The organism is Streptomyces sp. NPDC048639, from assembly GCF_043199075.1.
Taxonomy (GTDB): Bacteria; Actinomycetota; Actinomycetes; order Streptomycetales; family Streptomycetaceae; genus Streptomyces.
This window is the reverse complement of sequence record NZ_JBICVP010000004.1, coordinates 276,113-302,242: the sequence shown is the minus strand read 5'-3', so window position 1 is coordinate 302,242 and position 26,130 is coordinate 276,113. Positions and strand designations below refer to the sequence as shown.

Below are 26,130 nucleotides of genomic sequence, written 5' to 3'. Positions count from 1 at the left end.
GGCAGCGGACTCCTCGGCAGCGGGCAGGGCGGCACCGGGCGATGTGTGCGCCGATGAACGGCCCCATCTCCCGTCCGCACCCCCCGTACCGAAGACCTTCCGACCTGCCGGGCGCCCCCTAGAGCGCCCCGGCCCTCCGAGAGGAACACCCTCCCGTGTCTGCCGATCGCACCTCCGCTTCCCGACCATCCGGCTCTTCCGCGAAGCCGTCCCGTCGGGGCCGCATCCTCGCCGCGGCCGCCGTCCTCCCGCTCCTGGCGGGCGCCCTGGGCGCCTGCGGCTACGGCTCGCAGGCCAAGGAGACGGACAAGGCCGAAGCCCCCGCCCCGAAGGGCAAGAAGCTCTCCACCGACGAGGTGAGGATCGGCTACTTCCCCAACCTCACCCACGCCACCGCGCTCGTGGGTGACCAGCAGGGCATCCTGCAGAAGGAGTTGGGCGGCACCAGGCTCAGCGCCTCCACCTTCAACGCGGGCCCCTCGGAGATCGAGGCCCTCAACTCCGGCTCCATCGACATCGGCTGGATCGGCCCCTCCCCCGCCATCAACGGCTTCGCCAAGTCCGACGGACAGAGCCTGCGGATCATCGGCGGCTCGGCGTCGGGCGGCGTGAAGCTGGTCGTGAACCCCAAGAAGGTGAAGTCCCTCGACGACGTCAAGGGCAAGAAGATCGCCACCCCGCAGCTCGGCAACACCCAGGACGTGGCGTTCCTCAACTGGATCGCCGAGAAGGGCTGGAAGGTCGACCCGCAGAGCGGCAAGGGCGACGTCTCGGTGGTCCGTACGGACAACAAGGTGACCCCGGACGCCTACAAGTCCGGTGCGATCGACGGCGCGTGGGTGCCCGAGCCGACCGCCTCCAAGCTCGTCGCGGAGGGCGGGAAGGTCCTCCTCGACGAGGGGTCGCTCTGGCCCGACAAGAAGTTCGTGATCACCAACCTCATCGTGTCGCAGCGGTTCCTCGACGAGCACCCGGACGTGGTCGAGGCCGTGCTGCGCGGCTCGGTGAAGACCAACCAGTGGATCAAGGACAACCCGGAGAAGGCGAAGGCCTCCGCCAACGCCGCTCTCAAGAAGCTCTCCGGCAAGCCGCTGCCGCCCGAGGTCCTCGACCCGGCGTGGAAGAGCATCGAGACCACCGACGACCCGCTGGCCGCAACGCTGGAGACCGAGGCGCAGCACGCGGTCAAGGCCGGGCTGCTGGAGAAGACGGATCTGCACGGCATCTACGACCTCGCCCCGCTCAACAAGGTGCTGAAGGCCGAAGGCAAGCCCCCCGTCGACGACGCAGGACTCGGCGAGAAGTGACCGCACCCGGATCTCCCAGGAGGTGACACCCATGTCCGCCACCCTCACCAAGGCTGCCGACACCGACATCGACGTGTCGTACGCCGCCCGCATCGACCATGTCTCGAAGTCCTTCGGCCGGCCCGGTGCCCAGCAGCTCGTCCTGGACGACATCACGCTGGACATCGCCCCGGGTGAGTTCGTCACCATCCTGGGAGCCTCCGGCTGCGGAAAGTCGACCCTGCTCAACCTGGTCGCCGGGCTCGACCGGCCGTCCGCCGGGGGCATCGAGGTCCCCGGCGGACGCCCGGCCCTGATGTTCCAGGAGCACGCCCTCTTCCCGTGGCTGACCGCGGGCAAGAACATCGAACTCGCCCTGAAGCTCCGCGGCGTCCCGCGCCAGGAGCGGCGCGACGAGGCCGAGCGGCTGCTGGAGCTCGTACGGCTCAAGGGCGCGCACGGCAAGCGGGTGCACGAGCTGTCCGGCGGTATGCGGCAGCGCGTGGCGCTGGCCCGCGCGCTGGCGCAGGACAGCCAACTGCTGCTCATGGACGAACCGTTCGCCGCGCTGGACGCCATCACGCGCGATGTGCTGCACGACGAACTCACCCGCATCTGGCGGGAGACGGACGTCTCCGTCCTGTTCGTCACGCACAACGTGCGCGAGGCGGTACGGCTGGCCGAGCGCGTGGTCCTGATGTCCTCGCGGCCCGGCCGGGTCGCGCGCGAGTGGCGGGTGGACATCCCCCAGCCGCGCCGTATCGAGGACGCCGCGGTCGCCGAGCTGTCCATCGAGATCACCGAACAACTGCGTGGGGAGATCCGCCGCCATGGCCAGCACTGATACCAGGAGCGCGGTCCGGCCCGGGAAGTCCGACGACGCCCAGGACCTGGCCGGGCTCGAGGCGGGTCTGGACGCCCTGGACACCGTGCAGGTGCGCCGTACCCCGCTGCGCCAGGTGCTGGTGCAGAAGGTGCTGCCGCCGACGGTGGCCGTCGCGCTGGTGCTCGTCGTGTGGCAGGTGCTGGTGTCGGCGCAGGTCACCGAGGCCTACAAGCTGCCCGCGCCGTCGGCGGTGTGGGAGAGCGTGACCGAACTCTGGCTCCAGGGCGAGCTGTTCGGCGTCGTGTGGACCAGCGTCTCGCGCGGCCTGTCCGGCTTCCTGCTGGCGCTGGCCATCGGTACGCCGCTCGGCCTGCTGGTCGCCCGGGTGAAGTTCGTACGGGCGGCCATCGGCCCGATCCTCTCCGGTCTCCAGTCGCTGCCGTCGGTGGCCTGGGTGCCCCCGGCCGTCATCTGGCTCGGGCTCAACGACTCGATGATGTACGCGGTGATCCTGCTCGGCGCCGTCCCCTCGATCGCCAACGGGCTGGTCTCGGGCGTCGACCAGGTGCCGCCGCTGTTCCTGCGTGCGGGACGCACCCTGGGCGCCTCGGGGCTCCGCGGCACCTGGCACATCGTGATGCCGGCCGCGCTGCCCGGCTACCTCGCGGGCCTGAAGCAGGGCTGGGCCTTCTCCTGGCGCTCGCTGATGGCCGCGGAGATCATCGCCTCCTCCCCCGATCTGGGCCTGGGCCTCGGCCAGTTGCTGGAGAACGGGCGCAACAACGCGGACATGGCGGGCGTCTTCCTCGCCATCATCCTCATCCTCATCGTCGGTATCGCGATCGACCTGCTGATCTTCAGCCCGCTGGAGCGGTGGGTCCTGCGCAATCGCGGACTTCTCGCCAAGAGCTGATTCCCATGCCCGAACCCGTACTCCTCCTCATCGCCCACGGCAGCCGCGATCCGCGGCATGCCGCGACCGTGCACGCGCTCACGGCGCGCGTCCGGTCCCTGCGGCCGGGGCTGCGGGTCGAGACCGCCTTCCTCGACTTCAACGCCCCGAGCGTGCCGCAGGTGCTGGAGCGGCTGAACGCGGAACAGGCGGAGGCCGGGGGCGGCGTACGGGATGTCGTCGCCCTGCCCCTGCTGCTCACCCGTGCCTTCCACGCCAAGTCCGACATCCCGTCCGTGCTGCGCGAGACCTCGTCCCGCCTGCCGCGGCTGTCCGTACGGCAGGCGGATGTCCTCGGCCCGTCGCCGCTGCTGACGGCGACCCTCGAACGGCGGCTGCACGACGCCGGGGTGCGCCCCGGCGACCGGGCCTCGACCGGGGTCGTGCTGGCCTCGGCGGGCTCCTCCGACCCGGAGGCGATCGCAGTGATCGCTGATATCGCGCGGGAGTGGCGGCACACCGGATGGTGCGCCGTGCGGCCTGCGTTCGCCTCCGCCTCCCTTCCCCGCACCGAGGACGCGGTGCGCGCGCTACGCGCCGAGGGCGTGGAGCGCGTCGCGGTCGCGCCGTACGTCATCGCGCCCGGCTTTCTGCCGGACCGCATCGCCGGGGGCGCGCGGGACGCGGGCGCCGATGTGCTGGCGGGTGTGCTGGGCCCGGCTCCGGAACTGGCGCGGCTGCTGCTGCGGCGCTACGACGAGGCGCGGCGGCCGAGTCTGGTGGCGCTGTCGGCCTGAACGCGGGCGGACCGCCCGGGGCGTGACGCGGTTGCTCGCCCGGGGCGCCGCCCGGAGGGACGCTTAGAACGCTCTTAGATCCGCGGACTATTCATGCGTCCATGACTACGGATCTCCCGCAGACCAGGACAGCGCGGCGCCACAAGAGGCGACCCCGGCACGTCCTCCCCATCGCCCTCGCCCTCACCGCGGTCGCCGTCGGCGCCACCGGCTACGGCATCGCCACCGCCGGCACCGCGGACGGCGGCGACCGGGTCGAACTCTCCGTCAAGGGCGGCACGGCAATCATCGACACCACCTCGCTGGAGGTGACGGCACGGACCGGCGACGGACGACCCATGGTCCTGTCCGCCCCGGCCGACGGCGCGCTCGGGAAGCCGGGGCCCGTGACCCGTACGTCCGGCCAGGCCCGCTGGAGCTATCCGGACAAGGGGCTGAGCGTGACCGCGCGCTCCGAGCGCGGTCGGCTGCGGGTCACGATGCGGTCGGATCGCGATCAGAAGGTCGGCTGGCCGGTGACCGGCACCGACCGTGGCGCCGAGTCCGTCCAACTGCCGCGCGGGGAGGGCCTGGACATCCCCGTACGCGACCGGTTCTGGAACGCCGACTCCGGCAAGGGCGGCCTCGGCGGCTCCACCGTGGACGTCGGCGCCGAACTGTCCCTCCCCCTGTGGGGTTACTCGATGGGCGGGCGCGGCGTCGGCTACCTCACACCGACCGACATCGGCACCTCGCTGCGCTTCGCCTCCAGCGGCGGCAGGCTGCGGGCGACCGCCTCGCACGCCTTCGACGCGGGGGAGGGCACCCGCGACTACGACGTCTCCTTCTCGCTGACCGACGGCAATCCGGTCGCCCCCGCCGCCGACTACCGGTCCTACCTCTCCCAGCACGGCCGACTCGGCAGCCTGCGCGAGAAGATCGCGCGGAACCCGGCGAACGGCAAGCTGCTCGGCGCCTTCCACGCCTACACATGGGGCGACGCGCGGGCCGCGTCCGGTGTCCAGGAGCTGAAGAAGCTGGGCGTGGACCGGATGTGGCTCGGCTACGACTCCGGCCCGGGCCCGATGAACGCCCGGGCCGTGAGCGCCGCGAAGAAGGCGGGCTATCTCGTCGGCCCGTACGACACGTTCGCCAACGGCCAGGACCCCGAGAAGGCCGACAGCCCCACCTCGGTCTGGCCGGACCGGGTCTACCCCGACTTCTGTGTCCGCAAGGCCGACGGCACCCCCGAGGAGGGTTTCGGCGGGCGCGGCTGCTACCTCAGCTCGCGCGCCTTCGAGAAGGCCGAACCGCGCAAGCAGTACCTCGAACGGCGCACCCGCTCCATGGTCGCCAACGGCGCGGACTCCTACTTCCTCGACGTGGACGCCACGGGAGAGGTGTTCCGCGACCACGGCAAGGGCCATGAGATGACCAAGGCGGGCGACCGCCGGATGCGACTGGCCCGGATGGGCCGCCTGCAGAAGGGCCTCGTGCTCGGATCGGAGTCCGCCCAGCCGTGGGCCAACCAGGTGCTGGCCTTCGACCACGGCTCCGGCACCCCGGTCGCCGACGGGCTGTGGAAGCTGGAGCGCGACAGGAAGAAGTGGGGCGGCTACTACCCGGAGAATGCCCCGGGCGCCTTCTTCAAGCCGGTGAAGCTGCCCAAGGAACTGGCCACGGCCATGTACGACCCGAAGTACCGGGTCCCGCTCCACGAGACGGCGCTGCACGGCTCGCTGGTCAACGCCGAGCGCTGGGAGCTGAGTTACGACAAGCTGCCGCAGCAGAAGACCACGCGGGCGCTGCTCGCGATGCTCTACAACACTCCGCTCAACTATGTGCTCGACGGGCCGGCACTGAAGAAGAACGGCCCCGAACTGGCCGCGCTGCAGAAGTACTTCTCGCCGTTGCACCGGTCCGCCGGGACCGAGGAGATGACGTCGTTCCGGTGGCTGACCGGCGACCGCAGCGTCCAGCGCACGGTGTTCGGCGACGGCGCGCTGACCGTCACCGCCAACTTCGGCACCAAGGCCCACGACGGGCTGCCGGGCGGGTGCGTGGACGCCGAGCTGCGTACGGATAAGAAGCCGCGACGGCTCTGCCCGGCGCAGCTCGACGGCTGACGGGGACGGGCGGTACGGGGCCGGGCCGTACGGGGGCCGGGAGAGCCGGACCGGGAGACTCTGACGGGACCGGCGAGCGAGGCCTGAGGTCCAGGACCGGGACCGGACCGGGAAGTGGTAACCGGGTTGCCCGGAGCGCGTGTTCGCGTCCCGGGCACCCGGCGCGACCAAGCGGCTCCGTACGGCCACCCGTACTCGGCCGCCTCGTCAGCGGTGCACGGTCACGGGTGCCGCAGCAGCTCCCCCAGCAGCGAGACCAGCGCCTCGGCCCCGGAGCCGTCCGGGTCCTTGGCCGGGTTGTAGCAGCCGACCGACAGCCCGGCCAGCAACCCGGTGTCGGCCGTCAACGGCCGCATCAGAGCGTGGAGTTCGCCGAGGGTCAGCCCGTCCGGCATCAGGTAGTCCGTCGCCGGGAAGGCCGCTTCGTCGAGGACGTCGACGTCCAGATGCACCCAGAAGCGGCTGGAGGCACCGACGGAGAGCTGGTCGCGGGCCTCCGCCCCGGCCTCCGGGATGCCGCGGGCGCGCAGGTCCTCGGGGCCGGCCTCGGGGCGCAGTCCGATGTCCTCCGGCATGGCCGCGTTCCGGTCGGCCGCCTCCGCGCGGTCACGCGGCCCGAGGAGCGCCAGCCGGCCGGGGGACACCAAGGGCGCTCCGACCGCCTCGCCCCAGGCCGACGGGCCGTTGCCGGTCACGACGGCGAGCGGCATGTCGGCGGGCTCGCCCGTGGTGGACGTCGTGCCGTCGTAGAGGTCGAGGTGCCCGTCGAGGTAGGCGAGTCCCACGTTCCCGAGGGCGTCGTGCGCGCCCGCCAGTGCCCCGGGCAGCACGGTGCAGTCGCCGCCGAGTACGAGTGGCACCCGGCCCGCGCCGATGACCTCGGCGATCCGCGCGCGCACCTTCTCGGTCGCGGCGCGCACCGTGGGCCAGCCCTGGACGCCGGTGTCGGCGTCCCGGTCGGGGCCGGTGAGCCGTACGTCCAGGTCGCCGAGGTCCGCCACGGCGGCGACGGCGTCGGCGAGACCCGCGGCGCGCAGGGCGGCAGGGGCTCGTTCGGTTCCGGTGAGCGGGTCGCCCGGCTCGGGCATGCCCACGCAATGCAGGGGCACACCCACCAGCACGACCTCGGGGTTAGGAGTCACGCGCCCAGTCTCGGCCCTCGGGGACATCGCGGGCAATCCGACATGATGGAAGGGGAGGTCGATCCATCGATCTGTCGATGCATCGATCCACGATCCGCCGACCTGCCGACCTGCCGACCTGCCGACGCGAGAGAGGCCCCACGATGCCGATCCACTACCACAAGAGCGTGACGATCATCCCCAAGCTCCTGCATCTGAATCTTGGCCCGCACGGCTGGTCGGTGTCGGTCGGCCCGAGGAAGGCGCATATGACGTGGCATCGTCACGGCCGCCGTACGACGACGGTGCGGCTGCCCGGTGGCTTCTCGTGGCGGCGGCACAACAGGCGGCACTGACTCCGACCGCTGGTGCCCGCAGGGCGGATCGACCCGACGTGCTGGTGCGGCGGCCCGGACACGTGAGAGCAGTCGTGACGCGCGCCCGGTCAGCACCTCTCCAGCGCGCACGGGTGGCTGAGCAGATTACCCAGCAGCCCTTCCGCGTCACCGCTCTTGAACGCCCGCGCCACCCCGGTCAACCGCTCCTTCTCCAGGCGGAGTTCGAGCCCCAGGAGCGGACTGCTCACCCGGGCGTCGGCCGTGGGCAGCTGCACCGCGAACTCGGCCCCCAGGTCCCGGGCGGCGGAGGCAAGGGCGGGCGCGAGGGCGCTCCGGCCGTCCAGCCGCAGTTCGGCCCGCCCGCCCTCGCGTATGCGCAGCGCGACCGGCACCTCCCCCTCGGGCGTGACGATCCCGCCGCTCCACTCCGCTTCCGGCAGCGTCACCGGGTGTACGGGGTCGTCCGGCGCGGGAGAGATGTGCCGATCCGTCCACCCCGGGACCAGCGTGCTCAGGACGTGCCGGACGACGGCGTCGCGGGCCGCCTTGCCGGTGGAGTTGGTCAGCACCGCCACCGAGAGCTGCCTCTCCGGCACCGCGACCAGCATCGCCGCGACCCCGCCCCCGCCGCCGCCGTGGCTGAGGACCAGCGGCCCGTCGCCGTACGAGACGCACCACCCCAGCCCGTATCCCAGGTGCCGGTTGACGGGCCGGGCATCCCGCATGGCCTCGGCGGTCTCCGGTTTCAGCAGGCGGTCGAAGGACTGGGCGAACAGGGCGAGTTCACTCGCCGTCGCCCAGCCGAGCGTGGCTCCGGGGTGGCTGCAGCCGTAGTCCGGGTACAGGCGCCCGTCGATGGTGTGGCGGGCCGCCGACGGGGCCGGGCCGGGGTAGGTGCGGCCGAGCCGGCAGTCGGTGAGACCGAGCGGTTCGAAGATCCGCTGCCGGACGAAGGCGCCGAGTTCCTGCCCGGTGATCCGCTCCAGCAGCCCGCCGAGGGCGCGGTATCCGAGGTTGGCGTATTCGAAGGCCGTGCCCGGTTCCCGGTGCAGCACGGCGTAGCGGTCCGCGTCGATCCGGCGTCCGCCGTCGCCGTAGTCCCAGTCGTAGTGGGCGGCGAACCCGCCCCGGTGCCGCAGGAGTTGACGTGCGGTGGGCGCCGTCCCGCCGTAGTCGCCCGGCACGGGTGCGTCCAGGTCCAGCAGCCCGGCGTCGGCGGCGAGGCAGACGGCGGTCGCGGTGACGGGCTTGGTGATGGACGCAAGACCGTAGGCCGTGCCGGGTGTGGCGGGGCGTCCTGTGGCGAGGTCGGCGCTCCCGTACGCCGCGGCGTGGACGACCTCGCCGTGTTCGGCCACCGCGACGGAGACCGACGGGCAGTGGTGTGTGGCGAGCGCGTCGGTGCAGAAGTCGCCGAGCTCCTCGAGCATGGTGTCCTTCCGGTTGCCGGCGGGGGCGTACGACGGGGCGCGGGGCCCGGCGGCGGACGCGCGGGCTCAGGCGTCCGTCATCGCCAGCAGTTTGGTGACGGTGTTCCAGTTGCGGACCGTGGCCGTGAGGCCGAGGTCGGTCCTGCCCAGGACCTCGGCGAGCTTGCTGCGCCCGATGCCGTTCGGGCAGCGCAGGAACAGCTCGCGCTCCCCCACCCGGAACTCGTCCGGCAGATGGACCTGCGGGTCGATGTGCGCGAGCCGCTCCGGATCGACCGGGCCCGACAGGAAGGTCACGAACATCTTCGACGGCTCGATGGACGAGGGCGGGAACGGATTGCGGTCGGCGATCGCCCGCAGTTCGCCGGCGCTCAGCACCAGGCACGCGACCTCGAACCCGAAGCGCCCCGCGATGGCCTTCTCCAGTCCGGCGAGGAGCCGGCCGGTGTCCCGCTCATCGCTGGTGAAGACGGCGTTGCCGCTCTGCAGCAGCGTCCGGACCCCGCCGTGGCCGAGCCCGGTGAGCAGATCGCGGAGGTCCGCCATGGGGACCTTCTTGTGGCCGCCCACATTGATCCCGCGCAACAGCGCCACGTACGTCGTCACGCTCCGCACCCTACGGGAATACCGGTTGCCGCACCGGCTGCCCTCCGCCTACGGTCCCCTGCCGTGACTCCCGACCTGCGCACCGAGCGCCTGCTGCTGACGCCCTACACCCCGGCCGACGAGGAGGACTTCGTGGCCCTCTTCCAGGACACCCGTGTCTCGCGGTGGATGGGGGACGGCCCGCAGAGCGAGGCGGAGGACCGGGCGCTCTTCGGCCGCGTCTTCAGCAAGGTGTACGCGCAGGGCCTGTTCGACGTGTGGGCGGTCCGGCTCGACGGCCGTACGGTCGGGCACGCGGAGATCAAACCCACGGACGCGGTGGCCGGCCACGAGATCGTCTACGCGCTCACGCCCGGAGTCTGGGGACGAGGGCTCGGGGGCGAGATCGCGCGGGCCCTGGTGGCGTACGGCTTCGACGCGCTCGGGCTTGATGCGGTGCATGCCACCGTGGCGGCACCGAATCGCACGTCCGTCACGCTGCTGGAGCGGATCGGATTCGTCCACTCGCGGGACATCCGGGAGGACAACGGCAGCACCACCCTGGTCCTGACCCTGACGCGCGGCACAGCGGGGAGGAATTCCTCCCGATGTACCGAATAGGCCTCCTGGCCGTCCTGCCCGAAGTATCCGGATGCATAAGGGAATTCGTGTCGATGACCCTCGGAGTTCTCATGTTCCGGACACCGTGATCACCCTGCGAATATGAACCACCACAGAGCGGCGGTGTATTGCCGGTGGTGCCCGCGCAATTTCGCCCGCACCGCTTGCGGGGCTTTTCCGGATCGGATGGACCGAGTGAGCGGGAGCCGGGCAGCGAATCCCCGAGGACGCAAATCCGACGGTGCGGACACCCGCCCCGCCCGACGTACGACACGTCGCAATACGTGATGCCGTGCACCAAAGGACCGGCCGCCGTGCTCCGTGGGGGAGAGCGCGGCGGCCGGCGACTGCGGTAGGGCGGGAGGGGGTTACTCCACGACCTTCAGCAGCTTGTTCGGGGTGCCCTCGGACGGGTTGGTGATCTTGTCCGGGGTGGCACCGTCGGTCAGCGCCTTCGCCACGTCATCGGGCTTGGCGTCCGTGTGACCACCGAGGTACACGGCGGCGGCGCCCACCACGTGCGGGGTCGCCATCGAGGTGCCGGAGATGGTCTTGGTGCCGGTGTCGCTGTCGTTCCAGGCGGAGGTGATCTCCGAGCCCGGCGCGTAGATGTCCACGACCTTCCCGAAGTTGGAGAAGTCCGACTGCTCGTCGTTCTCGGTGCTGGATGCGACGGTGATCGCTTCCTTGACCCGGGCCGGCGAGCCCTGGCCGGCGTCGGCGGACTCGTTGCCCGCCGCGACACCGAAGGTGACGCCGGAGGCGATCGCCTTCTTCACGGACGCGTCGATGGCCTCGTCGGCGCCGCCGCCGAGGCTCATGTTGGCGACGGAGGGACCCTTGTGGTTCTCGGTGACCCAGTCGATACCCGCGACGACCTGCTCGGTCGTGCCGGAGCCCTCGTCGTCGAGGACGCGAACGCCCACGACCTTGGCCTTCTTGGCGACACCGTGGTCCTTGCCGGCGATGGTGCCCGCGACGTGGGTGCCGTGGCCGTTGCCGTCGTCCGCCGAGTCATCGTTGTCGATGGCGTCGAAGCCGTGCGAGGCACGGTCCTCGAAGTCCTTGTGGGTGATGCGCACACCGGTGTCGATCACGTACGCGGTGACGCCCTCACCGGCGGTGTCGGGGTGGGTGTACTTCTTGTCGCCCTTGGTGTCTTCCTGGTCGATCCGGTCCAGGCCCCAGGACGGCGGGTTCTCCTGGGTCGCGTTGATGCTGAACTTCTTGTTCTGCACCACCTTGCTGACGGACGGGTCGGCGGCGAGCCGCTTCGCCTCGTCCTCGCTCAGGCCGCTGGCGGAGAAGGCGCCCACGGAGGTGTAGTTGCGCTTGAGCTTGCCGCCGTACTCCTTGGCCAGGTCGGACTTGCCGGCCTTGGCGATGGACTGGCCGCCGTCCTCGGCGTCCATCAGAACGATGTAGCTGCCCTCGACGGCGCCCTTGGCTTCGGCACCGTAGATCTTCCCCTGGGGCGGAGCGGCGCCCGCGGGGAGCGTCAGCAGGGTTCCTCCGGCGATCGCGGCCACGGAGGCGGATATCGCGACGGTCAGCCGGCGCTTGCTGTAACGCTTGTGTGAGGCCATGAAGAGAAATCTCCTCGTGTGCAGTGTGGGGGGAAGCGAAGCTTTGCCACCAAAGCTCCCCCGGGCAGTAATTACTACGCCCCGGTAACTCGAAACACTGTCTGATTGGCGGCCGCAAAATCAATGTCAGTTCGAATCTGTGATGTGAGCCACACATTCCCAACGCCCCGGAATCGCTCCATATCGGGCGGAGTTGAAGCGCCGGACCTCAACTCCCTTTACCTGTAAGGGGCCTCGACAGGAGGGGGTAGGGATGTCCCCCCTCCGTTCGGTGGAGAACACCACCGCACGGATCACCGGTCAGCAGGATGGGTCCGTTTCACCCCGCGCCCTAGCGTCATTGCGCGGTGGCGGCACGGTGCCGTCAGCGCGTTCCGAGGGGGAAACAGTGGCCGGCGACAGGCAACGCACACACCGCAGGAGACGGGGGACGGAACGCGGGACCGCCCGGGGAACGGGCACCGGTCCGGCGGACATCAGGCCGCGCGGTTTCGCGGCCCGCGCCGGGAGTTGGAGCGCACAGCACCGGTGGGCGGCGGTGGGCGGGTGGCTGCTCTTCGTCGTACTCGCCCTCGTCGTCGGCTCCATGACGGGCCGGGCGGAGGTCCCGGCGAGCGAGGAGGTGCCGGGCGAGTACGGGCGTGCGGTGAAGATCCTCGACGAGGCGGGCATCAAGGAGCCGGCCGGCGAGATGGTGCTCGTCCAGGCCCGTGGCAGCGACGGCCCCAAGGCGACCGATCCCGCCTTCCGCACCGCGGTGGACGACGTGATCACCGCCGTACGGAAGACGGGCGAAGCCACCGCAGTGGTGTCCCCGTACGACTCCAGGACCCTCTCGCGGGACGGTCGTGCGGCGCTGGTGCGATTCGAGATGCGGGGCGACGCCGAGACCGCGGCCGAACAGGTCCAACCGGTCCTCGACGCGGTGGGGAGGGTCGCGGACGCGCACGAGGGCCAGGGGCTGCGGGTCGAGCAGTTCGGCGGGGCCAGCTCCGAGAAGGTCTTCGACGACGCGTTCGGTGACGACTTCCAGCAGGCCGAGTACTCGGCCCTGCCCATCGCGCTCGGCATTCTGCTCATCGCGTTCGGGGCCCTCGTCGCCGCACTGCTGCCGGTGGCGCTCGCGATGACCGCGTTCCTGGCCACGACGGGTCTGGTGGCCGTCGTCAGCCATGTCGTGCCCATGGGCGATTCGGCGAACTCCGTGATGCTGCTCGTCGGCCTGGCGGTCGGTGTCGACTACTGCCTGTTCTATCTGCGCCGCGAGCGCGAGGAACGGGCCGCGGGCCACGACGCCCGTACGGCGCTCCGCATCGCGGCGGCGACCAGCGGCCGGGCCATCCTGGTCTCGGGCGTCACCGTCATCGTGGCCATGGCCGGGATGCTGTTCACCGGCATCGCCGAATTCCGGTCCATGGGCCTGGCGACGCTGATGGTCGTGGCCGTGGCCATGTTCGGATCGGTCACCGTGCTGCCCGCGCTCCTGTCCCTGCTCGGTGAGCGCGTCGAGAAGGGCCGCTTGCCGTTGCTGAGCCGGATCAGGCGCGGCGGCGGGGGCACCGGCGAGAGCCGCTTCTGGCGGAAGGTGCTCGGCGGCGTGCTGCGCAGGCCGCGGGCGTCCGTCGCCCTCGCGGGCGGTGCGCTGGTATTGCTGGCGCTCCCGGCGATCGGGATGAACACCGCGAACCTGACGCTCGAACAGGAGCTGGGCGACGATCTGCCCGTCGTGCGCGCCTACCAGCACATGAACGAGGCCTTCCCCGGCGGCCAGGACCCCGCGGAGGTCGTGGTCGAGGCCGAGGACATCACCTCCGCCCCGGTACGGGCCGCCATCGACGACTTCCGCGGCCTCGCGGTCTCCTCGGGCGCATCGACGGGCCCGGTCAAGGTGACCGTGCACCGCGCGGCGAACGTCGCGGTCCTCCGGGTCCCGCTCACCGGGGGCTCCGACGAGGCGCGCAGCGAGCAGAGCCTGCGGACCCTGCGCGAGGACGTACGGCCGGCGACGCTCGGCGACGTACCCGGAGTCAGCGCGCCGATCGGCGGCCCGACGGCGGCCTCGGTGGACTTCAACGACAAACTCGCCTCCAGCGTCGCGCCGGTCTTCGCGTTCGTCGTCGTCCTCGCCTTCGTCCTGATGCTGCTGTGCTTCCGGTCGCTGACGATCGCGGTCACCGCGATCGTGCTCAACCTGCTGTCCGTGGGGGCCGCGTACGGCATCCTCACCGCCGTCTTCCAGCACGGCTGGGGCGCGAGCCTGGTCGGCGCCGAGGGAGTGGGGGCGATCGTGTCCTGGCTGCCGCTCTTCCTGTTCGTGATCCTCTTCGGACTGAGCATGGACTACCACGTGTTCGTGGTGTCCCGGATCCGTGAGGCCCGGATGCGCGGCCTCACCACACGGGGTGCGATCACGCACGGCATCACCACGACGGCCGGGGTGGTGACGAGCGCGGCGGTCATCATGGTGGCGGTCTTCGCGATCTTCGGCACGCTGTCGATGCAGAGCATGAAGCAGATGGGCGTGGGGCTCGCGGCCGCGGTCCTCATCGACGCCACCGTCATCCGGGGCGTGCTGCTGCCGGCCGTGATGGTCCTGCTGGACGAGCGGAACTGGTACCTGCCGAGATGGCTGCGGCGGCTGCCCGATCTCTCGCACGACGAACCGGCGCTCACCGCGCCGCCCATGACCACCGCCCTGGAAGGCGGTGAGGAGCCGGAGCCCGTGAGGGTCTAGCTCCGGCACGGGGTACGTACGGGCTCGGGGCCGGTGTGCCCCGGGTCCGTACGTCTGCTCGGGGCGGTGTGCCCCGGACCCGTACGCCTGCTCGGGGCGGTCTGCCCCGGGTCCGTACGCCTGCCGGCGGGGCTCGGCACTGGCCCTCACCCGGTGGCGGGCTCAGCCCCGGGATGCACGTCGACTCCCTCGTCCGCACGGTGTCGGCGTGCGGACGAGCGGGAGTCGGAACCCTGCCCGGGGCCGGGACGCGGTCAGGGGCGCGCGCGGGCCCTGTCTGCCCGGCCCTGGCCGGCCTCGGCTCTCGGGCCGCCGGGGGCCGCTGCGCCGTCGTGGGGTCAGGCCGTCTTCTCGAACGACTCGAGGGTGCGGGTGAAGTCCCGCGTGGACAGCAACAGCTTGTAGATGATGGCGAGTTCGAAGGAGAGCAGCAGCGCGCCCGCGCCGACCGTCACCCCCGCCACCGCGTCGACCAGGGGGCCGATGATGAACACGGCCATCTGGAACTCGATGCCGCTGACCAGGTGGGTGCGGATGCGGTGGCGGAGCAGCAGCGTCCGGAAGCGCGAGTACCACGGGAACCGGTGGCGGAACTCCTGGTGCAGATCGACCACCGCGGTCTGCGGACGCTCCGGCTCCTCGCCCTCCGGCAGACCGGCCGCCTCGGCGGCCTCGGCGACGGTCCGGTTCTGGTCCTGCTCCAGGTCGGCGGTCGGGTTCTGCTCCAGCAGGTCCTCCATGAAGGCGAGTTCACGCTCGTCCTCCGCCTGCCGGGCCTCGCGCACCCGGGCCTTGATCTGCTTGCGCATCCCGTGCCGGATCTTGAAGATCTGCAACGCGTCGACGTAGCGCAGCATGTCGAGGAAGACCACGGCGAGGGCGAGCCAGAGGTAGACGACTTCGCCGGTACGGGCGAACTGGCCGCCCATCAGGGCCACGGCGCAGGCCAGGACCCGTACCCGGTCGAAGACGTAGTCCAGCCAGGCCCCGAACACCGAGCCGGTGCCGGTGAGCCGGGCGAGCTTGCCGTCCATGCAGTCGAGGATGAAGCTCACGTGGTACAGCGCGGCGCCGAGGATCAGCCAGCCCCAGCTTCCGGCCGCAAAGCAGGCTGCGGCACCGAGGCCGAGGAACAGGGCGAACCAGGTGATCTGGTTCGGGGTGATCCTGGTCCACATGGCGGTCCAGCGCACGAGCGGAGTCGCGACCGGGTCCACCAGCAGCACGGTCCACCAGGCGTCGCGTTTCTTCTCCGTGGTGCGGCGCACCTCGGCAAGGGGCGGTATCTCTCGGCGCATGACCATCTTCCGGCGCGGGGGGAATTGCTCAGTTCACCCGACGTTAGGAATGCCGTCATCCGAGAGACAAGATCCGCCCGACACAACCTTTCGACCGGGGTAACCGTCTGGGTAGGTATCCAGGTCGATGGCCACATCAGGTTCGTCGCCCGGGGTCGGACGTGCCGGCGCGGCAGGGCACCCCGGAGGGACTGCCCTGCCTCACCGGCTGTGGTCCGGCGACCGACCGGGGTGGAGCGCGTACTTCACGACTGCGCGAGGCCGCGCGCCTCGGCCGCAATGGCCGTGCCGCATCGCTTCTGAGCACCGCTCCAGCGCACCGCTCCTGCGCGCCACCTCTGCCGCACCGGCCGCGCCTCACCGGCGCGGCAGCAACTCCTCGATCAGGTCCGCCGCCCGGCGCGTACCGCCCTCGGCGGCCATCTCGCGCCGGATCGCCTCCGACCGGCGCGCCACGGCCGGATCGTCCACCAGCGCCAGCACCGCTTCACGCAACGCCTCTGCCGTGACCTCCTCCTTGGGCAGATGCCGGGCGACGCCGAGCGACTCCAGCACGGCGGCGTTCTGGAACTGGTCGGCGGCCTGCGGGACGGCCACCATCGGGACCCCGCACGCCAGCCCCTCCTGGCTGCCGCCCGCCCCGGCATGGGTGATGAAGGCGTCCGCCTGCCGGAGGACGGCGAGTTGCGGCACCCAGGGGTGGACCTCGACGGTGTCCGGGATCTCGCCGAGCTCCGCCGGGTCGACGAACCTGCCGATCTGCAGGACGACATGCCAGCCGTCCCGACCGCCGAAGGCCGCGAGGCACTGCCGGTAGAACTCCGGCTCCTTGGTGAACGCCGAGCCCAGGGACACCAGCAGCACCCGCTCCGCGTCCGCCGGGCGCTTCCAGTCGCCCTGCCCGGCGCGGTCGCCCTGGCAGGCACCGACGAAGGTGTAGACGGACTCGTCCACGCGGTCGGCGTTCGGCTGGAGCGCCCGGGGGATGAGGACGAGGGAGCGGGCGGGGCGCCCCGCGAACCGGTCCGGGTCCACGCCCGGCATCCCGTTCTCCTCCAGCCAGGCCCGGAACCGCGCGTAGTACGCCCGTCCGCGCTCGGTGCCCATGAGCCCGGCGGTCATCCGCTCACCGATCTCCTGCTCGTACCCCTCCCAGGCCACCATGCAGGGCGAGAGTTGGAGAGCCGGCACGCCCCAGCGGTGGGCGAGCAGCGGGGCCGGGTAGCCGGCGATGTCGTGGAGGACGAGGTCGGGTTCGTCGCCCTCGTACGCCTCCAGGTGCTGCGGCAGTGCCTGGATCGCGTTGTCGAGGAACGGCTCGATCTGGTCGATCAGTTCCTCGCCCCACGCCTCCGGGGGATCGTCGGGGGCGGGGAGGGTCGAGTGATAGATCCGGGGTTCCGCACCGCTCTCCGAGACCTTCTCGGCGAACGACTCCGGGATCGCGTAGGTGACGCGGTGGCCGCGGGCGACGAGTTCGCGGATGACGTCGAGGCTCGGGTTCACGTGCCCGTGGGCGGCGATGCTGAACATGGCGATATGGGCACGCTTCGGTGAGGTCATACCCACACGCTAGACGAGACGATACGTATCGTGCAATCGGATTCCGCTGCCACCGCGCGCCGCCGCACTGCCCGTTGGCGCACTGCCTGTTGCCGCCCCGCCCCGTTGCCGCTCCTCGCAACGGCGCCCGTCACTCCGCAGCCGGCAGCCTTTGCCCGAACGCTGTCGTCGCGCGGTGCCGTCGTCGCCCGAACGCTGTCGTCGCGCAGTGCTGTCGTCGCCCAGAACGCTGTCGTCGCGCGGTGCCGTCGTCGCCCGGTGCCGCTACCGCTGATAGCGCGCGAGCACGAGGTTCCCGTCCTCCACGAGCCGGTCCCCCAGCTCGTCCTCGCCGATCGCCCCGCTGTAGAACTCCTGGAGCGCCGGGGTCGCGACCTTGTCCTTCCACTCCGGATAGCCGCGCACGGCCTGGGCGGGCGCCGGACGCAGATGCGCGGCCAGTGCGGTGCCCGTCGCCCAGTCGTGCTCCTCGGTGTGCAGCGCGGGATCCCGCAGGGCGGCGGTGCCGGTGGGCAGCATCCAGTCGCCGAGCGCGAGCCGCACCATGTTGCGCGGACGGAGCACGAAGTCGATGAAGGCGACCGCCTCGTCCTGGTACGGGCTGGCCTCCGCGACGGACAGGGTCTGCGGGCTCACGCCCTGCCGGAGGCCGCCCCGGCCCGCGGGCGCGGGCAGCACGGTCCACGCGAAGCCCTTCGGCGCCTGCTGGTCGAGCTGCTGACGGAAGGAGAAGCCGAGCGGCACCATCGCGTACTTCCCGGCGAAGAAGCCGGGGAGGGTGTCAGAGCCGCCCATGCCCAATGTCGTACGGGACGCGGTGCCGTGGCGCACCACCTGGTCGCGGATGATGCGCGGCACCTGCTGGTCGACGGCGTCGAAGCGGATCTCCGCCGACCCGTCCGCGCGGCGGCGGAAGATCCGGCCGCCGGTGGAGAGCGCGAGGTTGAGGGTCGCCGACACGGGCTCCTTGAGCGGCCAGGCGACGCCGTACGCGCCCCGGCGCGTCAGAGCGCGCGCCGCGTCCTCGAACTCCTCCCAGCTCCACGGCGATCGGGGGGTCGGCACCCGGACGCCCGAGGAGTCCAGCAGCGCACGGTTGGCGACGAGCACGCGCGGTTCCTGGAGGAACGGCACGCCGTACACACCGCCGCCGAACGTGACCGCCTCCCAGCTCCGCTCCGGGATGTCCTCGCGCAGCCGCCGCGGCAGCCGCCCGCTCAGGTCCGCGAGACTGCCGCCGTACGCGAAGTCGGCCAGATCGTCCGAGGCGTCATGGATGACGTCGGGGGCCTCGCCGCCCTCGAAGGAGGTGAGGAGCTGGTCGTGGACGCTGTCCCAGCTCCCCTGGACGTAGTCGACCGGCACGTCCGGACGCACTCGGTTCCAGGCGCGTACGAGCTGCCGGTTGGCCTCGACCGACTCCTTCTGCCAGGCGAGCGAGAGAAAGCGCAGCCGGGGGCGTCCACCGCGCTCCGCGCCTCCGCCGCAACCGGACAGCGGTGCGCAGGACGCGGCCAGCGCCGCGGCCGTACCGCCGAGGAACCGCCGTCGCCGCATCAGCTCTTCACCGCCCCCGCCAGCATGCCGCCGGTGATCCGGCGCTGGAGAAAGGCGAACAGGACCAGGGAGGGCAGCGTGGCGAGCAGCGCCGCGGCGGCGAGCGGTCCGAGGTCGGCGACGCCCTCGGCGCCGATGAACCGGGTGAGGATCACCGGCATCGTCTGTTTCTCCGGGGACTTGAGGAGGACGAGGGCGAAGAAGAACTCGTTCCACGCGGTGATGAAGGCGAACAGGGCGGTGGCGGCGATGCCCGGCGCCAGCAGCGGGGCGGTGACCGAGACGAGGATGCGGACCGGTCCGGCGCCGTCCACCGCGGCCGCCTCCTCCAACTCGCGCGGCAGAGACCGTACATAGCCGGCGAGCATCCACAGGGCGAAGGGCAGCGCCCACACCACGTACACCGCGATCAGTCCGGGGAGGGAGTTGATCAGGCGGAGGCTCTTGAGGATCAGGAACAGCGGGATGATCAGGAGCACGAAGGGGAACGCCTGGCTGACGACGACCCAGCCGGTCGCCGCACCGGTGAGCCGGTTGCGGTACCGGGCCATCACGTACGCCATGGGGGTGGCGACGGCGACGGCGATGAGGGCGGCGGACGCGGCGGCGATCAGGCTGTTGGCGGCGGCGCGCAGCAGAGGCTGCTCGTCGAAGGCCTGCCTGAAGTTGGCGAGCGTGGGGTTCCTGGGCCACCAGGTGGGGTGCAGGGAGGCCAGTTCGCCGGGGGGCTTGAAGGCGGTCGACAGCAGCCAGACGAGGGGGAAGGCGAGAAAGACCATGTAGCAGAGCAGGGCGGCGTACCGGCCCGCCCGGCCGGCCCGGCGGCTGACGGTACGGCTGCGGCTGATGCGGCTGCCGTTGCCTTTCCCGTTGCGGTTGCGGTTGCCGTTGCGGTTGCCGTTGCGGCGAGCGGTCGGGCGGGAGCGGGTGCGGGGCTCGCTCCTGGATCCGGGTCCCGTGGTGGTCACCGCTCCTCACCTCGCTCCTGAAGCCTGCCCACCAGGTACACGGCGAGGAGGAGGGAGATCAGCGCCACCATCACACAGCCCATGGCGGCCGCATAGCCGAACTGCCCGTAACGGAACGCCTCTTCGTACGCGAAGAGCATCGGGAGCCGGGTACGTCCGCCCGGACCACCGCTCGTCAGGACGTAGACCAGCGCGAAGGAATTGACGTTCCAGATGAGCTGGAGCGCGCTGATCGCCAGGGCCACCGGTCTGATGGCGGGCCAGGTGACCGTACGGAACCGCCGCCAGGCTCCCGCGCCGTCCATCGCCGCGGCCTCGTGCAGTTCGCGCGGCACGGTCTGCAGACCCGCGAGCAGCGCCACGGTCGTCTGGGGCATACCGGCCCAGACACCGACGACGATCACAGCGGGCAGGGCGGTGGAGAGCCCGGCGAGCCAGTCGGTGCCGTCGCCGAGACGCAGATCCCGCAGGGTCTCGTTGAGGATGCCCGCGTCGGGGTGGTAGGTCAGCCGCCACATGATGCCGACGACGACCTCGGGCATCGCCCAGGGCACGATCGCGAGGGCCCGGGCGAGCCAGCGCAGACGGAGATCCTGGTGGAGAAGCAGGGCGAGACCGAGGGCGAGCAGGAACTGAGGGACGGTCACCCCGACCGCCCAGACCGCTCCGATCCGGAACGACTCCCAGAAGAGGGTGTCGCGCAGCAGGTCGGAGAAGTTGAGAAGGCCGATCCACTCGGTGGCCTCCGTACGACCCGACTGGGCATCCGTGAACGCGAGCGCGATGCCGTAGAGGAGCGGGCCGACGCTGAGGACCAGGATCGGGAGCAGCGCGGGCAGTACGAGCAGCCAGGCGCGGGTGCGCGGCATCGGTCCCACGCCACCGCGGCGCGGCGACGGGCGGGCCGCGCGGGGGCCGTTGACGACGGCGGTCACGGCGCTCCTTCCGGTACGGCGACCGGCGGCGCCGGGCCGGCGCGCGCTCGTCCTGACGAACGGCCGCCCGGTGCGAGGTACTTCGCGGCGGCGACCGTGGTCATGGTCCGGAGGTACGCGGCAACCGTCAAGACCGGCCACCGGACATGTCGTGCGCGAAGGGGCCGTTTTCGCGCCGGGGGTCCGGGTGCGCGGCACTCCGTCCCCGAGGGCCCCGTCCCGCGGCAGCAGCGATCACGCGACTGAGCCGCCGCGGTGGGCACATCGGGCTCCGGGCTTCACGGCTCCACCGTCACACTGCTGCGTGAGCGGTGGCCTCCGTGGGCCTGCGAAGATGGGCCGTATCTGTACGCGAACCGCGGAGGGCACAGGTATGGCGCGGGAGTTCGAGACCGCCGCGTTCACCGAGGAGCGTGCGCGCCATGTCCTCGCCGCCGCGGGCCACGCGGCCCCCGGCGCCCGGCTCCTCGCCCTCGGCGAGAACGCCGTGTTCGCGCTTCCCCACCACGGTCCCGTCGTCCGCGTCGGCCGCAGTGCGGAACTCCTCGACCGCATGCGCGGTGAGTTGCGCACCGCGGCCTGGCTCGCGGAGCAGGATGTCCCCGCGGTACGGCCCGCCGAGCCGGAGGCCCGGCTCGTGGAGGGGCATCCCGTCTCCGTCTGGCAGCGCCTGCCCGACGCCGTACGGCCCGCCCGTGCCACCGACTTGGCCGCGCTGCTCCGGCTGGTGCACCGGCTGCCCGCACCGCCGTTCGCGCTGCCGAAGCGCGAACTGCTCGGCGGCGTGGAGCGGTGGCTGCAGTCGGCCGGGGACGCGATCGACCCGTCCGACACGGCCTTTCTGCGCGAGAGGCGCGACCGGATCGCCGCCGCGGTCGGACATCTCGTCCCCCGCCTGACGCCGGGTCCCGTCCACGGCGACGCGCTGCCGCGCAATGTGCACGTCGGGCCGGAAGGTCCTGTCCTGGTGGACCTGGAGACCTTCTCCGGCGACCTGCGCGAACACGACCTGGTCGTCATGGTGCTGACCCGGGACCGCTACGGGCTCGATCCCGCCGAGTACGACGCCTTCACCGCCGCGTACGGCTGGGACGTCCGTGAGTGGGACGGATGCAGTGTGCTGCGCGGCGCCCGGGAGATCGCGAGTTGCGCGTGGGTGGCCCAGCACGCACCGGCGAACGCGGCCGCGCTGGCCGAGTTCCGCCGCCGCGTCGCCTCACTGCGAGCGGATGATCCCGAGGTCCGCTGGCACGCGTTCTGAAGGCCCCGCCGCCCGGCTCGAACCACGCACGGGCCACGCACGGGCGGCCACGCACGGGCCACGCACGGGCGCGGAAGCCCGCTCGGCCGGCTGACCGGCTCCGCCCGACTCGGCCGCCCGCCGGTTCCGCCCGCCGGTAGGCCTACGACCACCGGTACGCCTACGACGTGCGGCCTACGACGGCAGCACCCGCAGCGGCCAGCTCCCGTCCACAACGGCCTCGGGGTCGCGTTGCCGCAACCATTTCTGGTAGCCCGCCGCCCAGCGCGCGTACCAGCTCACCTGGCTGCGGTGCAGGGCCCATGGCTCCAACTCGGCCACCCGCGCGTGCCGTTCGGCCACAGCGCACGCGACCCGCACCGCGGCGATCGCGTCGGCGCTCGCCTGGTGGGCGGCCGAGAGCACCACCCCGTACTCCCCGCACGTCGCCACGAGGGTGCGCTTCCCCTTGCGGTACCGGTCCACGGCGCGGTCGATGGTGTACGGGTCGACGATCGGCCCGACCTCTCCCCCGCCCAGCCGCTCGGGCAGCGACCGCAGTCCGTGCCGCCGCAACTCCGCCGCGAGCATGGTCAGGTCGAAGGCGTTATCCACGCATGACCGTGTCTCGCTGCCTCCCTCATCGTTGATCGGCCAGGGGGTGCGATCAGATGGAGATCTTCTTCACCGACCCGGAGGCATTGGAAGCAGCCGGGGTAGCCGAAGCGCAAAAGGCACTGCAGCGGCATGGATTGCATGCCGGTGCGCCGTTCATCCTCAGCGAGGACGGCAGCTACGACGTACACCTGAACCGCTTCCTGTGGTCCCTGCCGACACTCGGCGTGAGGTCGGCGAACTCCTGGCGGGCGTACGCTCTCGATCTGCTGACCTGGGGGCGGTTCCTCCACGAACATCGAGGCAAAACCGTCTGGCAAGCCGACCGTGACGACATCACGGCCTTCCACCGAGCTCGGCGCGTAGCACCCGACCCCACGCAGGTCGTCTCGGCCTCGACCTGGAATCGGGGCGTCGCGGCCCTGGACAAGTTCTACAACTGGGCGACGGACGAAGGCCTGGTCACGCGGACGCCGTTCAAGTACCACGACAGCTCACGATCGGCCGACTTCGGTCGACAGGTGCCCATTCGCCACAACCGCGCAGTGGAGAGGGCCGCCAAGCGCGGGGACGTCCAGTTCCTCTCCGTGCCTCGATATGCGGCCTTCCGCGATGTCGGACTGCGCGGTCAACGGCCTTCAGGAGCCACCGACCCGTCCTTCCGGGGCCGAAACGCGGAACGCAACGTCGTCATGGCGGAGCTGCTGGTCACCACCGGCTTGCGTATCGAGGAGGCCGCGTCGCTGTGCTGGCCGGAACTTCCGGGCCCGGACCGCCAGGATGGAAGGAGGAGCGTGGCGTTCGACCTGGCGCCGCCGACCGCGAAGCGGGACAAGGGGCGCAGGATCCTACTCCCCAACCGGATCGTCGCAGCCATGGCCGACTACATGGAGATTGAACGCTCCTTGGTGCTGGACCGCTGGCGCGCCCGAGGCTGCCCGCTTCCGGCCGGTGCGGTGCTGGGGAGCCACGCCGATCAGCGAGGTGTACGCATGCCGACGAAAGACGGCCGACTGCGCAAAGTTCCCTGGTCACGTATTGCGCCATCGATCCGGTCCCGCCTCTTCCTCACGGACGAGCAGGACCGTCTCCTCGGCCCCGCCTGTGTGTGGCTCGGTCAGGAAGCACGTCCCGTGACCCTGTCCGCTTGGGAGTCCGTCTTCGTGCGGGCCTCGGAGAGGTGCCGAACCAACGGGTTCGATGTCGCGGCCACGCCCCATGTGCTCCGGCACACTTTCGCCGTTCATCTGCTCTCGGCTCTGATCCATGAGCAGATCGGCTCGGTGGACAGGCAGGACATGGCCGACGGCGTGTACCGCCGGATCATCGGCGACCCACTCGACCACCTGCGCCGGCTGCTGGGGCACTCCTCGATCACGACGACGTACATCTACCTCGACTGCACGGACCAGGCGCAGTCGTTGATCGACGGTGCGGTGGATGCGTGGACGTCCGAGGTCGCGGCCACGGCTGCTCAGGTCGCTCAGGAAGTTCAACGGCCCGTGGAACAGGTGTGGGGAGTGAACTCGTGGTAGGTCGGGGGCAGCGTCGGGCCCGGATGCATGTGCCGGTGCAGCAGACTGCCGAGCCGGCCGCCACAGCGCTTGGACCATTGAGGATCGAAGTAACTTTCCCGGACGACCGGGCAGCCGTCGTGGACTGGACCCGGGAGCCTCAGCAGCGACTGTTGCGGGCACTGGGGGCGGAACTGGCGGCTTCGTGTGCGGTGGGCCAAGGCACAGGATCGCCGTATACCCTGCGGAATCGCGCCCGCTCGTGCCGGGAGTGGGCACGCTGGATCGCATCCACGGAAGACGCGGAACTGCGTGTAGGTGACCTCCTCCCCAGCCATCTCGACGGGTTCGAGAGCCATCTACGCGAAAGACACCCGGAGTCGTCGAGAACTCCGTACGCGCGTATCGCCGACATCGTCTGGATCTTGCGGCGTCTGAACGACAGACATGGCGACTTCTCACCTGCCATGGTTCGGCGGCTCGCCCATACCTCGGCAGGTCCGGTCGGCTTCTACGCCCCTCGCGACGCCTATGCGCCGCACGTGGTGGAGCAGTTGCGCGCTGCCGCGCGCTCCGATGTCGATCGTGCCGTCCGACAGTTGACGGTGGAGGGACCAACGCTCCTGTCCCGGGGACAGGACCCTCGGGTGGCAGAATGGGACTCCGACGCCAACGTGGCGTGGGAGATCTGCAAGAGGCAGGGTCAGTTCACGCGTCAGGAACTGGCCGACCTGGTCGGTCAGGCCGCGGCTGACGAACATTCTCCCGGTCGCCTCGCACCCCTGCTCTACGCGACCAGCCGCGACGTGTTCGCGCTGCTCCTTCTGTTCTGCCTGGAAAGCGGCATGGAAGTGGAAGCAGCGAGGGAGCTGACCACCGGATGCATCAAGAATCCGAATCGCGGTTACGTGCAGGTTGAGTACCTCAAGCGTCGTCGGCATGGGCAGGAATGGAACACGCTCCGGGTCAGGGACGGCTCGCCCAACTCACCTGGCGGGCTGCTACGGCTGGCCCTTCGGCTCACGGCCTCCGTCAGGGAAATCACCGGCTCACCCGCCTTGTGGCAGTTCCGGACCAAGGAAGGCGGATTGATCACCGGGTTCAGTGCGAGTGCGGTGACCTACATGGCTCAGAGCTTCGTCTCCCGGCACGGCATCAGCGACGGGGTCCGACCCGTCGAACTGCGCATGTCGCGGCTGCGGAAAACCTACAAAGCCGCCGTGTACACGGTCACTGGAGGGAGGATGTCGGCCTTCGTACAGGGACACTCGCCCGATGTGGCCGCCGCGCATTACGCGGACATCCCCTCGCTGCGCGATCTCCATGAGCAGGCTGTGGCAGATGGCTTACAGGATGCGCTGGACGAGGCCCGTGCTCCTTCGGTCCTCACGCCGGAGGTGGAAGCACATCTCATTCAACAGCCCGCCGATGCAACGGAGTTGGTCGGGATCTCGCCGACAGAAGTCGGCCCGCTCCTGTCAGGTGAGTCCGATCTGTGGCTCTCGTCCTGCCGTGACTTCTTCGACTCACCATTCGGCACCAAGGGCAAAGCGTGCCCAGTATCGTTCTTCGGCTGTCTCGGCTGCGGAAACGCTGTCATCACCCGGAGGAAGCTCCCGGCCATCCTGGGGTTCCTCAACCACATCGAGGCCGAGCGGGCCAAGATGCCAGAAGCTGAGTGGACGGAGCGCTTCGGCAAGGCCCGCCAGCAGATCCTGCGACTGGTCCTTCCGAAGTTCAGCGAGAACGACGTCCTCAGCGCCAAGGCCGTAGCCGAGTCCACCGATCCCCTCCTCTTCCTTCCCTCCACCCTGTTCGGAGGCCACTGATGCCCGCACAGCCACTTCCGCTCGGGCACGGCACCGCACGTCCTTCCGACACCGCGCCCGTTCTGTCCGGACGTCCTCTGGTCGGCGACCCGTCCCTCATGCCGCGGTTCGCAGATGACGTCTGGAACCTCGGCGTAGCCGGTTTTGCCGGAAACAGGTACCCCAGCGAGTTTCTGATCGACTTCAAGTCCCTCAGCTCCTCCGTGCGACGCGAAGCCGCACGCGAATTCCTTTTCTGGCGGCTCAACACCCGTCCGGTCCGTGGACCGCTTCCGTCCATCTCGACCGTC

19 protein-coding genes and 2 pseudogenes are annotated in these 26,130 nt (G+C 70.8%); 11 read left to right on the top strand and 10 right to left on the bottom strand.

Annotated features, from left to right (window positions below; genetic code table 11):
- The first annotated feature begins 224 nt into the window (after positions 1–224).
- The 5 genes from ACGFNH_RS13105 (at position 225) to ACGFNH_RS13085 (ending at position 5,906) form a co-directional block, all read left to right on the top strand.
- Positions 225–1,307: an ABC transporter substrate-binding protein gene (locus ACGFNH_RS13105; protein ID WP_393653557.1), complete on the top strand. Its 1,083-nt coding sequence runs from the start codon at positions 225–227 to the stop codon at positions 1,305–1,307.
- A 31-nt stretch (positions 1,308–1,338) separates the two neighbouring features.
- Entirely contained in the window at positions 1,339–2,130 is a 792-nt protein-coding gene (locus tag ACGFNH_RS13100; RefSeq protein ID WP_393653162.1) for an ABC transporter ATP-binding protein, read from the top strand.
- Positions 2,117–3,025: an ABC transporter permease gene (locus ACGFNH_RS13095; protein WP_393653161.1), complete on the top strand. Its 909-nt coding sequence runs from the start codon at positions 2,117–2,119 to the stop codon at positions 3,023–3,025. Before ACGFNH_RS13100 ends, ACGFNH_RS13095 begins: the two co-directional genes overlap by 14 nt.
- 5 nt (positions 3,026–3,030) lie before the next feature.
- Positions 3,031–3,801 (top strand): sirohydrochlorin chelatase, encoded by a 771-nt coding sequence (locus ACGFNH_RS13090; protein ID WP_393653160.1) that lies wholly within the window; start codon positions 3,031–3,033, stop codon positions 3,799–3,801.
- A 101-nt stretch (positions 3,802–3,902) separates the two neighbouring features.
- The gene (locus ACGFNH_RS13085) at positions 3,903–5,906 is read left to right on the top strand and encodes a glycoside hydrolase (RefSeq protein ID WP_393653159.1); all 2,004 of its coding nucleotides are present in this window, start codon (positions 3,903–3,905) and stop codon (positions 5,904–5,906) included.
- Between the two features lie 221 nt (positions 5,907–6,127).
- Here the strand turns inward: ACGFNH_RS13085 and ACGFNH_RS13080 are convergent, their stop codons facing one another.
- Positions 6,128–7,048, bottom strand: coding sequence for an arginase family protein (locus ACGFNH_RS13080; protein WP_393653158.1), 921 nt, complete (start codon positions 7,046–7,048; stop codon positions 6,128–6,130).
- A 143-nt stretch (positions 7,049–7,191) separates the two neighbouring features.
- Here ACGFNH_RS13080 and ACGFNH_RS13075 point away from each other — a divergent pair, with 143 nt between their 5' ends.
- A complete protein-coding gene (locus tag ACGFNH_RS13075) occupies positions 7,192–7,383 on the top strand; it encodes a DUF4236 domain-containing protein (RefSeq protein WP_393653157.1) in 192 nt (63 codons plus the stop codon).
- An 89-nt stretch (positions 7,384–7,472) separates the two neighbouring features.
- Here ACGFNH_RS13075 and ACGFNH_RS13070 read toward each other — a convergent pair whose 3' ends face one another.
- Positions 7,473–8,795 (bottom strand): serine hydrolase domain-containing protein, encoded by a 1,323-nt coding sequence (locus tag ACGFNH_RS13070; RefSeq protein WP_393653156.1) that lies wholly within the window; start codon positions 8,793–8,795, stop codon positions 7,473–7,475.
- A 66-nt stretch (positions 8,796–8,861) separates the two neighbouring features.
- The gene (locus tag ACGFNH_RS13065; protein ID WP_393653155.1) at positions 8,862–9,401 is read right to left on the bottom strand and encodes a DUF1697 domain-containing protein; all 540 of its coding nucleotides are present in this window, start codon (positions 9,399–9,401) and stop codon (positions 8,862–8,864) included.
- A gap of 63 nt (positions 9,402–9,464) precedes the next feature.
- Here ACGFNH_RS13065 and ACGFNH_RS13060 point away from each other — a divergent pair, with 63 nt between their 5' ends.
- Positions 9,465–10,001, top strand: coding sequence for a GNAT family N-acetyltransferase (locus ACGFNH_RS13060; RefSeq protein WP_393653154.1), 537 nt, complete (start codon positions 9,465–9,467; stop codon positions 9,999–10,001).
- A gap of 368 nt (positions 10,002–10,369) precedes the next feature.
- Here ACGFNH_RS13060 and ACGFNH_RS13055 read toward each other — a convergent pair whose 3' ends face one another.
- Complete coding sequence (locus tag ACGFNH_RS13055; protein WP_393653153.1) at positions 10,370–11,587, bottom strand: S8 family serine peptidase; 1,218 nt, start codon at positions 11,585–11,587, stop codon at positions 10,370–10,372.
- Between the two features lie 538 nt (positions 11,588–12,125).
- Between ACGFNH_RS13055 and ACGFNH_RS13050 the strand changes: the two genes are divergently transcribed.
- Entirely contained in the window at positions 12,126–14,321 is a 2,196-nt protein-coding gene (locus ACGFNH_RS13050; RefSeq protein WP_393653152.1) for an MMPL family transporter, read from the top strand.
- 338 nt (positions 14,322–14,659) lie between these two features.
- Here the strand turns inward: ACGFNH_RS13050 and ACGFNH_RS13045 are convergent, their stop codons facing one another.
- From ACGFNH_RS13045 to ACGFNH_RS13025, 5 genes and pseudogenes are all read right to left on the bottom strand, one after another.
- A complete protein-coding gene (locus ACGFNH_RS13045; RefSeq protein ID WP_393653151.1) occupies positions 14,660–15,619 on the bottom strand; it encodes a CDP-alcohol phosphatidyltransferase family protein in 960 nt (319 codons plus the stop codon).
- Between the two features lie 357 nt (positions 15,620–15,976).
- Positions 15,977–17,219 (bottom strand): annotated as a pseudogene (gene mgt / locus ACGFNH_RS13040) (macrolide-inactivating glycosyltransferase).
- A 227-nt stretch (positions 17,220–17,446) separates the two neighbouring features.
- Complete coding sequence (locus ACGFNH_RS13035) at positions 17,447–18,739, bottom strand: extracellular solute-binding protein (protein ID WP_393653150.1); 1,293 nt, start codon at positions 18,737–18,739, stop codon at positions 17,447–17,449.
- Positions 18,739–19,518 carry a carbohydrate ABC transporter permease gene (locus ACGFNH_RS13030; RefSeq protein WP_393653555.1) on the bottom strand — a complete coding sequence of 260 codons (780 nt, stop codon included), beginning with the start codon at positions 19,516–19,518 and terminating at the stop codon, positions 18,739–18,741. The genes ACGFNH_RS13035 and ACGFNH_RS13030 overlap by 1 nt, the downstream gene beginning before the upstream one ends.
- Positions 19,519–19,703: 185 nt before the next feature.
- Positions 19,704–20,576: a carbohydrate ABC transporter permease gene (locus ACGFNH_RS13025; protein WP_393653553.1), complete on the bottom strand. Its 873-nt coding sequence runs from the start codon at positions 20,574–20,576 to the stop codon at positions 19,704–19,706.
- Between the two features lie 439 nt (positions 20,577–21,015).
- On the opposite strand from ACGFNH_RS13025, the gene ACGFNH_RS13020 reads away from it, so the two are divergent.
- Entirely contained in the window at positions 21,016–21,903 is an 888-nt protein-coding gene (locus tag ACGFNH_RS13020) for a phosphotransferase (protein WP_393653149.1), read from the top strand.
- A 174-nt stretch (positions 21,904–22,077) separates the two neighbouring features.
- On the opposite strand, the pseudogene ACGFNH_RS13015 reads toward ACGFNH_RS13020, so the two are convergent.
- A pseudogene (locus ACGFNH_RS13015) lies at positions 22,078–22,488 on the bottom strand (3'-5' exonuclease); the annotation flags it as partial.
- A gap of 65 nt (positions 22,489–22,553) precedes the next feature.
- Here ACGFNH_RS13015 and ACGFNH_RS13010 point away from each other — a divergent pair.
- Together ACGFNH_RS13010 and ACGFNH_RS13005 are read left to right on the top strand one after the other, a co-directional pair.
- Positions 22,554–24,032, top strand: a complete 1,479-nt coding sequence (locus ACGFNH_RS13010) for a tyrosine-type recombinase/integrase (RefSeq protein ID WP_393653148.1) — start codon at positions 22,554–22,556, stop codon at positions 24,030–24,032.
- Positions 24,033–24,067: 35 nt separating this feature from the next.
- Positions 24,068–25,840, top strand: coding sequence for a hypothetical protein (locus tag ACGFNH_RS13005; protein WP_393653147.1), 1,773 nt, complete (start codon positions 24,068–24,070; stop codon positions 25,838–25,840).
- Positions 25,841–26,130: the final 290 nt, after the last annotated feature.

What these genes read in the sequence shown, in the direction of transcription:
- ACGFNH_RS13100 (WP_393653162.1), top strand. Translation starts at nt 1,339, where the DNA reads ATGTCCGCCACCCTCACCAAGGCTGCCGACACCGACATCGACGTGTCG.
- ACGFNH_RS13095 (WP_393653161.1), top strand. Translation starts at nt 2,117, where the DNA reads ATGGCCAGCACTGATACCAGGAGCGCGGTCCGGCCCGGGAAGTCCGAC.
- ACGFNH_RS13090 (WP_393653160.1), top strand. Translation starts at nt 3,031, where the DNA reads ATGCCCGAACCCGTACTCCTCCTCATCGCCCACGGCAGCCGCGATCCG.
- ACGFNH_RS13085 (WP_393653159.1), top strand. Translation starts at nt 3,903, where the DNA reads ATGACTACGGATCTCCCGCAGACCAGGACAGCGCGGCGCCACAAGAGG.
- ACGFNH_RS13075 (WP_393653157.1), top strand. Translation starts at nt 7,192, where the DNA reads ATGCCGATCCACTACCACAAGAGCGTGACGATCATCCCCAAGCTCCTG.
- ACGFNH_RS13070 (WP_393653156.1), bottom strand. Translation starts at nt 8,795, where the DNA reads ATGCTCGAGGAGCTCGGCGACTTCTGCACCGACGCGCTCGCCACACAC.
- ACGFNH_RS13055 (WP_393653153.1), bottom strand. Translation starts at nt 11,587, where the DNA reads ATGGCCTCACACAAGCGTTACAGCAAGCGCCGGCTGACCGTCGCGATA.
- ACGFNH_RS13045 (WP_393653151.1), bottom strand. Translation starts at nt 15,619, where the DNA reads ATGCGCCGAGAGATACCGCCCCTTGCCGAGGTGCGCCGCACCACGGAG.
- ACGFNH_RS13035 (WP_393653150.1), bottom strand. Translation starts at nt 18,739, where the DNA reads ATGCGGCGACGGCGGTTCCTCGGCGGTACGGCCGCGGCGCTGGCCGCG.
- ACGFNH_RS13030 (WP_393653555.1), bottom strand. Translation starts at nt 19,518, where the DNA reads ATGGTCTTTCTCGCCTTCCCCCTCGTCTGGCTGCTGTCGACCGCCTTC.
- ACGFNH_RS13025 (WP_393653553.1), bottom strand. Translation starts at nt 20,576, where the DNA reads ATGCCGCGCACCCGCGCCTGGCTGCTCGTACTGCCCGCGCTGCTCCCG.
- ACGFNH_RS13020 (WP_393653149.1), top strand. Translation starts at nt 21,016, where the DNA reads ATGGCGCGGGAGTTCGAGACCGCCGCGTTCACCGAGGAGCGTGCGCGC.
- ACGFNH_RS13010 (WP_393653148.1), top strand. Translation starts at nt 22,554, where the DNA reads ATGGAGATCTTCTTCACCGACCCGGAGGCATTGGAAGCAGCCGGGGTA.